At 74.3% G+C, this 12,421-nt stretch carries 12 protein-coding genes; 8 read left to right on the top strand and 4 right to left on the bottom strand.

Annotation, left to right across the window (positions count from 1 at the left end):
• Positions 1–6 precede the first annotated feature (6 nt).
• Entirely contained in the window at positions 7–651 is a 645-nt protein-coding gene (locus AC1DWH_RS04200; RefSeq protein WP_477092597.1) for a CYTH domain-containing protein, read from the top strand.
• Here AC1DWH_RS04200 and AC1DWH_RS04195 read toward each other — a convergent pair.
• Entirely contained in the window at positions 648–1,532 is an 885-nt protein-coding gene (locus AC1DWH_RS04195; RefSeq protein ID WP_477092596.1) for a CHAD domain-containing protein, read from the bottom strand. The two genes, AC1DWH_RS04200 and AC1DWH_RS04195, sit on opposite strands and share 4 nt — an antisense overlap.
• 163 nt (positions 1,533–1,695) lie before the next feature.
• On the opposite strand from AC1DWH_RS04195, the gene AC1DWH_RS04190 reads away from it, so the two are divergent.
• Positions 1,696–3,408: a hypothetical protein gene (locus tag AC1DWH_RS04190; protein WP_477092595.1), complete on the top strand. Its 1,713-nt coding sequence runs from the start codon at positions 1,696–1,698 to the stop codon at positions 3,406–3,408.
• A gap of 3 nt (positions 3,409–3,411) precedes the next feature.
• Here the strand turns inward: AC1DWH_RS04190 and AC1DWH_RS04185 are convergent, their stop codons facing one another.
• Positions 3,412–3,615, bottom strand: coding sequence for a hypothetical protein (locus AC1DWH_RS04185; protein WP_477092594.1), 204 nt, complete (start codon positions 3,613–3,615; stop codon positions 3,412–3,414).
• Between the two features lie 57 nt (positions 3,616–3,672).
• Here AC1DWH_RS04185 and AC1DWH_RS04180 point away from each other — a divergent pair, with 57 nt between their 5' ends.
• Positions 3,673–4,107, top strand: coding sequence for a MarR family winged helix-turn-helix transcriptional regulator (locus tag AC1DWH_RS04180; RefSeq protein WP_456847461.1), 435 nt, complete (start codon positions 3,673–3,675; stop codon positions 4,105–4,107).
• Here AC1DWH_RS04180 and AC1DWH_RS04175 read toward each other — a convergent pair whose 3' ends face one another.
• Positions 4,108–4,479 carry a VOC family protein gene (locus AC1DWH_RS04175; protein WP_477092593.1) on the bottom strand — a complete coding sequence of 124 codons (372 nt, stop codon included), beginning with the start codon at positions 4,477–4,479 and terminating at the stop codon, positions 4,108–4,110. It lies immediately after the preceding gene.
• Positions 4,480–4,586: 107 nt separating this feature from the next.
• Between AC1DWH_RS04175 and AC1DWH_RS04170 the strand changes: the two genes are divergently transcribed.
• The 5 genes from AC1DWH_RS04170 (at position 4,587) to AC1DWH_RS04150 (ending at position 10,745) form a co-directional block, all read left to right on the top strand.
• Positions 4,587–5,363 (top strand): LLM class F420-dependent oxidoreductase, encoded by a 777-nt coding sequence (locus AC1DWH_RS04170; RefSeq protein ID WP_456847463.1) that lies wholly within the window; start codon positions 4,587–4,589, stop codon positions 5,361–5,363.
• Between the two features lie 30 nt (positions 5,364–5,393).
• The gene (locus tag AC1DWH_RS04165; protein ID WP_477092592.1) at positions 5,394–7,061 is read left to right on the top strand and encodes a metallophosphoesterase family protein; all 1,668 of its coding nucleotides are present in this window, start codon (positions 5,394–5,396) and stop codon (positions 7,059–7,061) included.
• A gap of 85 nt (positions 7,062–7,146) precedes the next feature.
• Entirely contained in the window at positions 7,147–8,718 is a 1,572-nt protein-coding gene (locus AC1DWH_RS04160) for a D-alanyl-D-alanine carboxypeptidase family protein (RefSeq protein WP_477092591.1), read from the top strand.
• A gap of 25 nt (positions 8,719–8,743) precedes the next feature.
• A complete protein-coding gene (locus AC1DWH_RS04155; RefSeq protein WP_456846543.1) occupies positions 8,744–9,421 on the top strand; it encodes a metal-dependent transcriptional regulator in 678 nt (225 codons plus the stop codon).
• A gap of 82 nt (positions 9,422–9,503) precedes the next feature.
• Entirely contained in the window at positions 9,504–10,745 is a 1,242-nt protein-coding gene (locus tag AC1DWH_RS04150; protein WP_477092590.1) for an MFS transporter, read from the top strand.
• Here AC1DWH_RS04150 and AC1DWH_RS04145 read toward each other — a convergent pair.
• Positions 10,683–12,413: a helicase HerA-like domain-containing protein gene (locus AC1DWH_RS04145; RefSeq protein ID WP_477092589.1), complete on the bottom strand. Its 1,731-nt coding sequence runs from the start codon at positions 12,411–12,413 to the stop codon at positions 10,683–10,685. The genes AC1DWH_RS04150 and AC1DWH_RS04145 overlap by 63 nt on opposite strands.
• Positions 12,414–12,421: the final 8 nt, after the last annotated feature.

Below are 12,421 nucleotides of genomic sequence, written 5' to 3'. Positions count from 1 at the left end.
CGGAGCGTGAGCGACACGGGGTACGGCGACTTCGAGTTCGAGCGTCGCTTCTGGGCGCGGGACGTACCCGCCGACCTGCTGGACGCCTCCCCGGCGCTCATCGTGCAGAGCTACGTGCTGGCCGACGGCGGCTTCGCCATCCGCGTGCGGGTGCAGGCCACCGTCGCGGGGCTCGTGCTCGAGCCGGGGCTGGACGAGCTCGAGATCCTCGAGCGGTACGCGGACCAGATGGAGTTCTGCGCGATCACGGTCAAGGGGCCGATGAACGAGGGCACCCGCTACGAGGCCGAGCGCGAGCTGGACGTCTCCGTGGGCCTCGAGCTGGTCCGCCGCGGGGGCTCGCGCGTGGCCAAGACGCGGCACTCGGTGTGGCTGGGCGACGACGGCTGGGTGGTCGACACCTTCGCCGGCGCGAACGCACCCCTGGTGGTCGCCGAGGTCGAGCGCGGCGGCCCCGTGACCGACCTGACCATCCCGGAGTTCTGCGTCACCGAGCTGACGTCGGACCCGCGGTTCTCCAACGACGCGCTGGCGGGCTCGCCGTACGGCACCTGGTCCGCGGCGTACGAGGCCGAGCTGGCGCGCACCGGCCCCAAGTTCCTGCAGAGCCTGGGCCACAACCACCGCCCGGGCGACGCCGGACCGGCCTAGTCCATCCAGCGGCGGTGCCGGCGCGCGGTCGCCCGGTCCACCGACATCCCGGCCGCCAGCTCTGCCTCGTCGGTGGCCACCTGCTCGAGGGCGTGCAGCCGGCCGTAGGTGAACGTGCTCTCGCCGTCGAGCTCCGCCTGCAGGGCGAGCCGGCGCAGCGTCTCCCGCCGGACCACCCCGTCATGCTGGGCGCCGAGCCGGTCCTGCAGGTCGCGTGCGCGCCGGGCGCTGCGCCGCGCGGGCTTGCCGACGTACTCCTGCGCGATCTCGGCGGCGTACCTGGCCCGGCGTGCCGCCTTGCGGACCTCGTGCAGGGCGTCGTCGCGCTCGTCGCCGGCCGGTGCGGCCTCGGCTGCGGCGACCGCGCGGTCGAGGCCGGCCCAGGCCTGGCGCGCACGCCGGCGGACGAGCCGGGCGCCGGGCTCGTCCGCGCGGGGCCCGGTGGCCAGCTCGCCGCCGAGACCCTCGATCAGCGCACCGAACCGCTCCGACGCCAGCCACGTCTCGAGCTCGTCGAAGGCGAGCTGTCGCGCCGCGGCGCGGTCCTCGTCCACGCGCTGGAGGACGGGCCCGAGCACCAGACCCGGGTCCTCGCGCAGGATCCGGCGCAGGAGGACCTGCTGGACGACGTGTGCGTCCCGGGCCGCGCCGAGCACGTGCCCGAGGTCCGCCAGCTCGACCCGCAGCGGGTCGGTGACGGTCCGGTCCAGCGCCGGTCGGTAGACGGACAGAGCCGCGCGGAGCCGGCGGGTGGACACCCGGGCGGCGTGCACCGCTTCGTCGTCCTCGTCACGGAGCCCGGGCACGGCGGCCAGGAGGTGCTCGACCTGCACGGAGACGTACGCCTGCACGACCTGACCTGCGGTCTCGCCGGATGCCATGGGTCGAGGTTGGCACGCTCCGGCCGTGCCCGCCCACGTCTGCCGCGCGGCGCGCCGCCCGTACGGCCACCCACCGGTATCTCCGGCGACGTGCGCCGCTCCTGAGATGAGTCCAGGTGGCGTCGTCGCCGCCCGGACGGGTCGATCCGCAGGGGGTGCTCGGATGGTCCTCGACGCGCAGGACGTCGTTCGGACGGCGTCGGATGCCCGGCACGCGGACGTGCGCGCGCTCCTCGCCGAGTACGCGCGGGTGGTGCGGGCGGCCGAGGAGCTGCACGGGCTGGTCTGGGTCCGGACCCGTCCACCGGGATCGGCACCGTGCGCGAGCTGGTGGCGGCTCCCGCGGCCGACCCTCGGGCTGCGCATCCTGGTGGTCCGGCACGTGACCCGGTCGGTGGACGCGCTGTCCCGGACGTACGCGCGCCAGGCCGCGCTGGGTGAGCTCGACGAGCAGGGGCTGCGGACCCGCCAGATGATCGCCGACTACCGGGCCGCGCTCCAGCCGATCCCCTGGAAGTCGGTCCTCGTCCTGTCCGCGATCGCCGGGCTGCTGGTCACGCGGGTCCTGGTCGGGGCGAGCGCCGACGTCGTCGCGTACATCCTCAACGTCAACGCGCTCGAGGGGGAGCAGCAGCAGGCGCTCACGCGGATGGTCGACCGGCTGCTCTCCTTCTCGACGACGCTGTCTCCCGCCGGCCTGGTCGACCAGGTGACCGCGGCGCGGGACGTCGGCCTCTCGGGGCTGCTCGTGCTCGCCATGCTGATGCTCCTCGCGGCGTACGTCGTGCTGAGGCCGATGTCGACGGTGTTCCGGGTCAAGCGGATGCTCTTCAACCTCTGCGACGCGCCCGACCTGAGGCGGACCACGTCCACCTGGCACGTCCCGCGGGCGACCGGCATCTACGCCCGCGAGCGGGTGGTGTTCCGCGACGCCGGGTGCGCGGAGCCCACCGAGACCGCGCTGGACCTGGCGCTGAGCATGCTCGGGGTCCTGCTCGTCTGCGCGTTCTTCCTGCGGCTCTGGGCCTTCGACCCCTACACGGGCCGGCTGCTGCTGTCCGGCGGGGCGCTGCCCAGCGACTACGGCTTCATCGCGCTGACCGTGCTGCTCGCGGCCGCCCGTGCGGCGTGGCTGGTCCGGGCGATGCGATCGCGGCGGGCGGGCAGCCCACACGGCGCGCTGCCGACCGTGCGGGTGCTCCCGGCGACCGCCCGGCTGGTCGACCAGCGCTCGCCCCTCGAGACGTTCGGGTGGCTGGTGGCCACGTCGTTCGTCATGGTCGGGTGGCTGGTGATCCCGGTCGTCTTCTACCGGTTGTGGTCGCAGATCACCGACGCGGAGGCGGAGGGCGAGACCCGGGCGCTCGCGGCAAGGCACCACCCGTACCGGTCCTTCACGTTCGCCGGCGTGGCGGTCGCGGCCGGGATCGCGACCCCCGTCGTCGTCGCGGTGCTCACGTGCCGAGCCGTCCGCGCGCACGCCGGCCGTGCCCGGGTCGGCATCGCAAGGATCGTCGTCGCCGTGCTGGGCGTCGTCGCGTGGACCATCGCGCTGACCGTCTGGTGGGTCTCCGACGACGACGACACGATCCTCGTGTCGTCCACCGCCCTCGCCCTGGCCGTCGGGATCTCCGGTGCCCTGGCGCAGAAGATCGCGAACGAGCGGGTCGGGCTGTACGGGGAGTCGTGGGAGCGCGGGGAGCTCCCGGAGCACGTGGCGACGGAGTTCTGCGTGCCGCCCACCTGGCCCGCGCCGCCGCCCGGGTGGCAGCCGACGCCCCGGTTCCGGCCGGACCCGTCCTGGGACGTCGTCCCTGCGGGCTGGAGGTTCTGGCACGTGGTGCCGGTGCAGGAGAGCGGCGGAACCGGCGGCTGAGGGTCAGGCCCCGGCGGCCGGGCGCTGCACCAGGAACGACCGGCCGTTCGCGTCGACGACGCGCTCGAACCCCTGCTGCAGCTCGGCGTCACGGGCGCGCTCGTCGTCCGTGAGGGCCTTGCGCGGCCCGCGGATGTTGCCCACCTGCGCGGGGCCGAGGTAGGTGACCAACCACTCGGTCACGTCGCGGCGACGCTTCTTCGGCACTCGTGTCTCCTTGGTAGTTCGTGCCCTAACTATATGCACACGATCTACCATGCGGGCATGGACGATCCCCTCGCCGTCGAGGCCCAGGTGTGCCTGACGGTCTCCGCGGCGGCCCGCAGCCTCGTCGCGTTCTACCGGCCCCTGCTCGAGCCGCTCGGGCTGACGCACCCGCAGTACCTCGCGATGCTCGCGCTCTGGCAGTACGGGCGGCTCTCGCTCAAGGAGCTCGCCGCGCTGCTGCACCTGGAGCCGGCGACCGCGTCGCCGCTGGTCAAGCGGCTGGAGGCGATGGGCCTGGTCCGCCGGGAGCGGTCCGCCGACGACGAGCGCGCGCTCGACATCGTCGTCACCGACGCCGGCCGCGCGATGCGGCAGGACGCCGTCGGCATCCCGGCCGCGATGGTCGACGGGCTCGGCCTGACCCTCGAGCAGATCGAGCAGGTCCGCGCCGCGGCGGGGCTGCTCATCGCCGCGACGGCGGACGCGCGCTGATCAGGAGGTACGGATCATCTGCTGCACGGCCCAGCGGTTGCCGTCGGGGTCCGTGAAGAACGTGAACCGTCCCCACGGGAACTCCACGACCGGCTCGGCCTCGACGCCGCGAGCGACCAGGAGGTCGTGGACGGCGTCGGCGTCGTCGACCACCACCTGCAGCCCCTGCTGCGCGCCGGGCGGCATCGACGTCATGGTCACGTCGAGCACGATCGAGCAGGCGGAGCCCGGCGGAGTCAGCTGCACGAACCGGAGCGTCTCGTCGACGGTGACGTCGTGGTCGGCGACGAACCCGACCTGGTCGACGTAGAACGCCTTCGCGCGGTCGATGTCGCTGACGGGGACGGAGACGAGCTCGAGCTTCATGTCCATGGGGACCTCCTTGTATCGGCGTGAACACCAGCATCCCTGCGGAACAGGTCAGTTCCTGACCGCTTCTCGCACGGCCCGATCCCGGACCCGTCCGTAGGCTCGACACCATGACGCACCCCTTCCGCATCGGAGTCCAGCTCCAGCCCCAGCACGCCGAGTACACCCAGATCCGCGACGCGGTCCGCCGCGCGGAGGACCTCGGGGTCGACATCATCTTCAACTGGGACCACTTCTTCCCGCTCTCGGGGGACCCGGACGGCAAGCACTTCGAGTGCTGGACCATGCTCGGCGCCTGGGCTGAGCAGACGAGCACCGTGCAGATCGGCGCGCTGGTCACGTGCAACTCGTACCGCAACCCCGAGCTGCTGGCGGACATGGCCCGGACCGTCGACCACATCAGCGGCGGCCGGCTGATCCTCGGGATCGGCGCCGGCTGGTTCGAGAAGGACTACGACCAGTTCGGCTACGAGTTCGGTACCGCGGGCGCGCGGATCGCGGACATGGCGCAGGCGCTCCCGCGGATCAAGGCGCGCTGGGCGGCGTCCAACCCGACCCCGACGCGGGAGATCCCGGTGCTCATCGGCGGCGGCGGCGAGCGCAAGACCCTGCGTGTCGTCGCGGAGCACGCGGACGTGTGGCACTCGTTCGGGGACGTCGGCACGCTGACCCGCAAGAGCGCGATCCTCGACGAGCACGGCGCCGAGGTCGGCCGCGACACGGGCTCGCTGGTCGAGCGGTCGGTCGGGGTCGGGGTCTCGCCCGAGAAGGTGGCCGACGCCCTCGTCGCCGCCGGGGCGACGCTGTTCACGATCGGCGCCAGCGGTCCGGACTACGACCTCTCGCTGGCCGCCGAGTGGGTGGCCTGGCGCGACGCTCAGTCCTGATCCGGCCCGCCCCGCATAGGCTCGGGGGCGATGAGCCACCCGAGCGGCCTGGAACCGGGCGTCGAGCGTCGATGGTGGCCGCGCGCCCTCCTCGCGGTCGGTGCCGTGCTCGTCGCCCTCGTCTTCGGGATCACGACCGCGTCGGTCGAGGGCAGCCTCGGGCCGCACGAGGCGCGGTACGACGTCACGACGGACGACACGGTGACCGTCGACCTCGGGCCGCTCGGGACGCTGCAGATCGACTCGCCGCTCCCGCTCACGCTCGGGGTGCGCGTCACGGTGCAGGAGATCCCGGCCGCCGTCACCGAGCTCGACCAGGCGCGGACCCTCCAGGCGCTCAGCGGTGACCTGCAGAGCTACCTGCAGTTCTTCTCAGGGCCGCAGGCGACCGTGCAGGACGTCGCCCGGGCGCTGGTCACCGACGCGCTGGAGCGGACCGCGCTGGCGCTCGTGGTCCTGCTCGGCGCCTGGTTCCTCGCGCGCGGGCTCCTCGGCGCGGTCCGGCGCGAGGAGCTCCGGGTCCGCCTGCACCCGTACGCGCGGCCCGTGGCCGTCGGGGTGGTGGCCGTCGTGCTCGTCGGGACCGTCACGACGTCGAGCCTCGGGCAGCGCGACCAGCCGACCGACTCGGCACCGGCGTCGGCGGTGTTCGACGGCACCCCGCTCGAGGGCGCGCGCGTCACGGGCCGGCTGGGCGGCGTGATCGACACCTACGGCGGGCAGGTCGTCGCCGAGCTGCGCAAGAACCAGAAGTTCTACGACGAGGCGAACGCATCGCTGAAGGTGGCGTGGGACGACCGGCAGGAGACCCTCGACGCGTGGGCGGACGCGCAGCCGACCGCGACCCCGGACCCGAGCCCGAGCGGGAGCGAGAGCGGGAGTCCGACCCCGACCCCCACCGCCGTCGACGAGTCCGACCTGGTCACGGTCGTCCTGGTCTCCGACCTGCACTGCAACGTCGGCATGGCCCCCCTCATCCGTACCCTCGCGCTCCGGTCGAAGGCGGACCTGGTGCTCGACGCCGGCGACACCACCCTCAACGGCACGTCCGTCGAGCAGTACTGCGTCACCACGTTCGCCCGGGCGATCCCGGACGGCGTCGAGCTGGTGACGTCGCCGGGCAACCACGACTCGCAGCAAACCTCGACCAACTATGCGAAGGCGGGCGCGACCGTCCTGGGCGGCAAGGTGGTCGAGGTCGACGGCCTGCGCATCCTCGGCGACCGCGACCCCAACGAGACGCGGGTCGGGGCGGGCGGCACGGCGCTGGCCGGCAAGGAGTCGGCCGACGACGAGGCCGACCGGCTGGCCGAGGTCGCGTGCGACGACTCCGACGGCGTGGACCTCCTGCTCATCCACACGCCGGCGGTGGGCCAGCCCGCCCTCGAGAGCGGCTGCGTCCCCGCGCAGATCTCGGGCCACCTGCACAAGCGGTACGGACCCGAGCGCGAGGGGCTCGGTGTGCGCTACATCAGCTCCAGCACGGCGGGCGCGACGCTCGGCCAGCCCACGGTCGGGCCGCTGAACGGCATCGCGGAGATGACCGTGCTGCGCTGGGACCCCGCCTCGCGCCGGTTCGTCGACTACCAGCTCGTGCAGGTCCGCCCCGACACCACCGCGAGCGTCAGCGGTCGGCTGAGCTGGCCGCCCACGCCCGTCGAGCCCCCGACCTCCGGCGCCACGCCTTCACCCGTGTGATCCCGGTCATACCGGCCTAAAGTGGACGTGCGCGCGGACCGGGGCCGTCGTCGGCCCCGCCCGCGCCCATGAAGGAGTGGGCAGGGTGTCCCGACGTGGCTCTGCGGTCGGCCCGGCACGAGGTGTGCACGCGCACCTCGCGCTCCGCGTCGCGCTGACCAGCGCCTTCGTCTTCGCCGGCACCGTCCTGGTCGCCCCCGGCGCGAGCGCGGCCGCCGGGGAGGGCGAGCTGCGCCCGGGCGAGGTGCTCGCGGTCGGGCAGGCGCTCGTCTCGCCGGACGGCTCGCAGACGCTCGTGGTCCAGGCCGATGGCGGCCTCGCGCTGTTCGGCGACGACCCCGACCCACGATGGGTCGCCGGTCCGGCGCTCCCCGGGTCGCAGCTGGTGGTGGGCGTCGACGGCGACATCACCCTGACGTCTCGGGACGGCACGGTCGGCTGGCGTCCGGACCTGACCGCGACCCCCGGGTCCCGACTCGTCCTGCAGGACGACGGCGACGTCGTCGTGCTCGACCCCGCCGGGACGCAGCTGTGGGACTCGGGCACCGCCGTGCGGCCGTCCATCCTCGCCGCCGGCTCGAGCCTGGCGCCGGGCGAGGCGCTCTCGTCGCCGGACGGACGCCAGATCCTCGTCGTGCTCGACGACGGGGACGTCGCCCTGCTCGGTCCCGACGCCGCGACGCGCTGGTCCACCGGCACGGACCGGCCGGGCTCCACGCTCACGCTGCGCGAGGACGGCAACCTCGTGGTCACCGACGCCGACGGCAACCGGACCTGGCGCAGCCGCACGGCCGGTCACCCCGGTGCGTCGCTGGTCCTGCAGGACGACGGCGATCTCGTGCTCTACGACCCCACGGGCGCGGTCGTGTGGTCGACGGGGACGGTCATCGGCCCGTCGTCGCTGGTCGTCGGCGTTCCGCTCGCGGTGGGCCAGCAGCTCGGCTCGCCCGACGGGCACCTCCGGCTGGCGCTCGGCGCGGACGGCCTCACGCTCGCCTACGACGGCACCGCCGTGTGGAGCGCGCCGGTCGCGGGTGCCGCCGCCCTCGCCGTCCGGGACGACGGCGACGTGGTGCTCACCGCGGCGGACGGCTCGGTCCTGTGGGACAGCGCCACGCCCGGCAACCACGGCGCGAGCCTGCAGCTCGAGGAGGGTGCGCTGCTGCTGCGGGCCCCCACGGGCCAGGAGCTCTGGCGTGTCGACGTCCCGGCGGAGCTGATGACCAGCGGGCGCGTGGCCACCGACTGCGCGGACGTGGACGCGCCGGTGCCCGAGGCGGACACGGTCGTCACGGCGTTCGGCGTCCGCGTCCACCCCTGCCTGGCCGACTCGCTCGACGCCCTCATGACCGCGGCGCTCGGAGACGGCATCGAGCTGCACGCCTGGGGCTGGCGCAGCGCGAGCCAGCAGATCGCGCTGCGGGCGGCTAACTGCAGCCCGACCGAGCCTGACCCGACCGTGGTCACGTGCCGGCCGCAGACGGCGCCGCCGGGGACGTCCCGTCACGAGCGGGGCCTCGCGCTCGACTTCACGGTCGGCGGCGCGGTGCTGCGGGCCGGGTCGCCGGCGTTCGCCTGGCTCACCGAGCACGCCGCCGACTACGGCCTGCAGAACCTGCCGAGCGAGCCCTGGCACTGGAGCGTCGACGGCTGGTGAGCGGGCGCGCCCTAGTCTGGACGGCGTGAGCACGCCGACGACACCCGAGCTGAGCGCCGTCACGCAGGACTACCTCAAGGTCGTGTGGTCCGCCCGCGAGTGGTCGGAGCAGCCCGTCACCACCAAGATGCTGGCCACGCGCCTGGGCGTCGGCGCGTCGACGGTCTCGGAGACGGTCCGCCGCCTCGCCGACGCCGGTCTGGTGACCCATCAGCCCTACGGCGCGATCGAGCTCACGGCGGACGGCGAGCGGCACGCGCTCGCGGTCGTCCGGCGGCACCGCCTCATCGAGACCTTCCTGGTCGAGGTGCTGGGCTACGGGTGGGACGAGGTCCACGACGAGGCCGAGGTGCTGGAGCACGCCGTCTCGGACCTGTTCGTCGAGCGCGTCTCCGCCCAGCTGGGCCACCCGCGCCGGGACCCGCACGGCGACCCGATCCCGGGTGCGGACGGCTCGCTCGACGTCCCCGCGGCGAGCGTGCTCTGGGACGTGGAGCCGGGGGAGTGGGCCGTCGCCCGCATCTCCGACGCCGACCCGGGCCTGCTGCGCTACCTGGAGTCGGTCGACCTGCTCCTCGACGCCGCCGTCACCGTCGTCGAGCGCCGCACCGTCGCGGGCGTCATCTCGGTGCGCGTCGGCCCGCGGACCGTGGACCTCGGCGAGGTCGCGGCGCGGGCGATCTGGCTGGTCCCCGCCGCCTGACGTACGCTGAGCGCCATCCACCGGAGCTGACGACGACGTACTCCGCACCGAGATCGAATCGATTCGTCCGGAGGGCACGTCGTTGGTCACGCTCACGCCCGCGCGTTCGCGCGCCGCGCTGTTCGCCCTCGCCCTCGGCGGGTTCGGCATCGGCACCACCGAGTTCGCCACGATGGGGCTGCTGCCCGAGATCGCGTCGGGCTTCGACGTCTCCATCCCGACGGCCGGCAACGCGATCACGGCCTACGCCCTCGGCGTCGTCGTGGGCGCTCCGACCCTGGCCGCCCTCGGCGCCCGGCTCGACCGGCGGCGGCTGCTCCTGCTGCTCATGGTCGCCTTCACCATCGGCAACGTGCTGTCCGCGTTCGCGCCGAGCATGGGCTGGCTGGTGCTGGCCCGGTTCCTCGCCGGCCTGCCGCACGGCGCGTTCTTCGGCGTCGGCGCGGTGATGGGCACCGCGGTCGTGGGTCCGGAGCGGCGCGGTCGCGCGGTCGCCTCGATGATGGCCGGTCTGACCATCGCGTGCGCCGTCGGGGTGCCGCTCACCGCGATCGTCGGGCACGCGGTCGGCTGGCGCTGGTCCTTCGTCGGCGTCGGGGCGCTCGGGCTGGTGACGCTCGCGGCGCTGTCCGCGTGGACGCCGTCCCTGCCGTCGGCGCCCGGCACGACCGTCCGCACCGAGCTGGCGGCCCTGCGCAACCGGCGGCTGTGGATCGCGTTCGGCGCGGGCGCGGTCGGGTTCGGCGGGATGTTCGCCGTCTACTCCTACGTCAAGCCGCTGCTCACGGAGGTGACCGGCCTCGGCGTCGCGCTCGTGCCGCTGGTGCTCGCGCTGTACGGGATCGGCATGACGATCGGCACGGTGGTCGGCGGCCGGCTGGCCGACCGGTCGGTGATGGGCACGGTCATCGGGTCCATGATCGCCACGATCGTGGTCCTGGTCTCCATCGCGCTCGTGGGCTCCTACCCGGTGCCCGCCGTGCTCGCGCTCGTCCTGCTCGGGGTCACCTCCCAGGTGCTCGGGCTGTCGCTGCAGACGCGCCTGATGGACGTCTCGCCCGCGGCGCCCTCGCTCGGCGCGGCCCTGTGCCACTCCGCGCTCAACCTGGGCAACGCGACCGGCGCGTTCGTCGGCGGGCTGGTCATCGCCGGTGGCTTCGGCTACCTCGCGCCCGCCTGGGTGGGCGCCGGGCTCACCGCGGTCGGGCTGGTCGTCGTGCTGGTGGTCGGGCGTGGACCGGTGCCCGTGCTGCCGGTCCCCTCAGCGGCGGCGGGTGCCGAAGATCGAGCGCGTGATCTCACGCCCCAGCTGAGTACCCGCTGACCGCAGCAGGCTGTCCAGCGGGCTCGTCCTGCTGGTCGACCGGCGCGGAGCGGCCTGCCGGGCCTCCTTCGCCCTGCGCTCCGCCTCGCCGGCGGCCTGCTCCGCCTCGTCGGCGCGCCGGGCGGCCTCCTGGGCCTTCTCGGCCCGGACTGCGAGCAGCTCGTACGCCGACTCGCGGTCCACGGCCGCGCCGTAGCGGACCGACAGCGGCGATGCCGCGACCGCCGCGGCCAGGTCCGCCGCGGGCATCGGGTCCATCGACGACTGCGGCGCGCGCAGGCGCGTCCACGCCACCGGCGTCGGCGTGCCGCGCTCCGACTGCCCGGTGACCACGGCCTCGCCGGTCCCCAGGGACTGGAGCAGCTGCTCGAGGTCGTAGGGCGAGGTCGGGAACGTGCGCGCCGCGGCCCGCAGCGCCTTCGCGTCGTCGGGGGTGAACGCTCGCAGCGCGTGCTGGACGCGGTTGCCCAGCTGGCCCAGCACGTCGGCGGGCACGTCCTTGGGGCTCTGCGTGACGAAGAAGACGCCGACGCCCTTCGACCGGATCAGCCGGACCGTCTGCGTGACCTGCGTGAGGAAGTCCGCCGACGCCCCCGTGAACAGCAGGTGCGCCTCGTCGAAGAAGAACACGAGCCGCGGCTTGTCGGGGTCGCCCACCTCGGGCAGCTCCTGGAACAGCTCCGCCAGCAGCCACATGAGGAACGTGGAGAACAGCGCGGGACGGTCCTGCACCGCGGGCAGCTCGAGCGCGCTGATCACGCCGCGTCCGTCGGGGGCGGTCCGCAGCAGCTCGGACACGGCGAAGGCGGGCTCGCCGAAGAAGGCGTCGGCCCCCTGTGCCTGCAGCGCGACGATCTCCCGCAGGATCACCCCCGCGGTCGCCGCCGACAGCCCGCCGATGCCCTTGAGCTGCGGCTTGCCCTCGTCGCTGACCAGGTACGCGATGGTGGCCTGGAGGTCCTTGAGGTCCAGCAGCGCGAGCCCCTGGGTGTCGGCCCAGTGCATCAGCAGGCCCAGGCTCGACTCCTGCGTGGCGTTGAGGCCGAGCACCTTGCCCAGCAGCAGCGGGCCGAAGTCGGTGACGGTGGTGCGCACCGGCGTGCCCTCGCCCAGCCCGCCGAGGCTGAGGAACTCGACCGTCGACGACGTCGCGACCCACTCCTGCCCGAGGCTCGCCGTGCGGGCCAGCAGCTTCTCGTTCGGCGCGCCCGCCACGGCCAGCCCCGAGAGGTCACCCTTGATGTCCGCGACGAACACCGGCACGCCCGCGGCGGACAGGCCCTCGGCGAGCACCTGCAGCGTCTTGGTCTTGCCCGTGCCGGTCGCACCGGCCACGAGGCCGTGCCGGTTCATCATGCCGAGCGGGATCCCGACGACCGCGCCGGGCACCGGGACGTCGGCCTCGACCAGGGCGCCGAGCGGCAGCACCGGACCGCTGAACGTGTAGCCGGCGATGATCTCGGCCGCGTGGTCCGAGGGGGTGGAGGCCGCGGCCGGCGGCGGCGCGGTGGGGGTCGCGGCGACGGCCTCCGCGGCGGCGAGCGCGGCGGCCGCGGCCTGGGCCTTCGCCTCGGCGGCCTCGGCCGCCGCCTGCGCGGCGGCCGCGCGGAGGGCGGCGAGGTCGGCGGCGGACGAGCCGGCTGCCGACGGTGGCGTGCTGTCCGACATGTCCGGAG

Source organism: Cellulomonas sp. P2_F12, from assembly GCF_056403775.1.
This window is presented reverse-complemented; position numbering and strand designations above follow the sequence as displayed.

What these genes read in the sequence shown, in the direction of transcription:
- AC1DWH_RS04195 (WP_477092596.1), bottom strand. Translation starts at nt 1,532, where the DNA reads ATGGCATCCGGCGAGACCGCAGGTCAGGTCGTGCAGGCGTACGTCTCC.
- AC1DWH_RS04190 (WP_477092595.1), top strand. Translation starts at nt 1,696, where the DNA reads ATGGTCCTCGACGCGCAGGACGTCGTTCGGACGGCGTCGGATGCCCGG.
- AC1DWH_RS04180 (WP_456847461.1), top strand. Translation starts at nt 3,673, where the DNA reads ATGGACGATCCCCTCGCCGTCGAGGCCCAGGTGTGCCTGACGGTCTCC.
- AC1DWH_RS04175 (WP_477092593.1), bottom strand. Translation starts at nt 4,479, where the DNA reads ATGGACATGAAGCTCGAGCTCGTCTCCGTCCCCGTCAGCGACATCGAC.
- AC1DWH_RS04170 (WP_456847463.1), top strand. Translation starts at nt 4,587, where the DNA reads ATGACGCACCCCTTCCGCATCGGAGTCCAGCTCCAGCCCCAGCACGCC.
- AC1DWH_RS04165 (WP_477092592.1), top strand. Translation starts at nt 5,394, where the DNA reads ATGAGCCACCCGAGCGGCCTGGAACCGGGCGTCGAGCGTCGATGGTGG.
- AC1DWH_RS04145 (WP_477092589.1), bottom strand. Translation starts at nt 12,413, where the DNA reads ATGTCGGACAGCACGCCACCGTCGGCAGCCGGCTCGTCCGCCGCCGAC.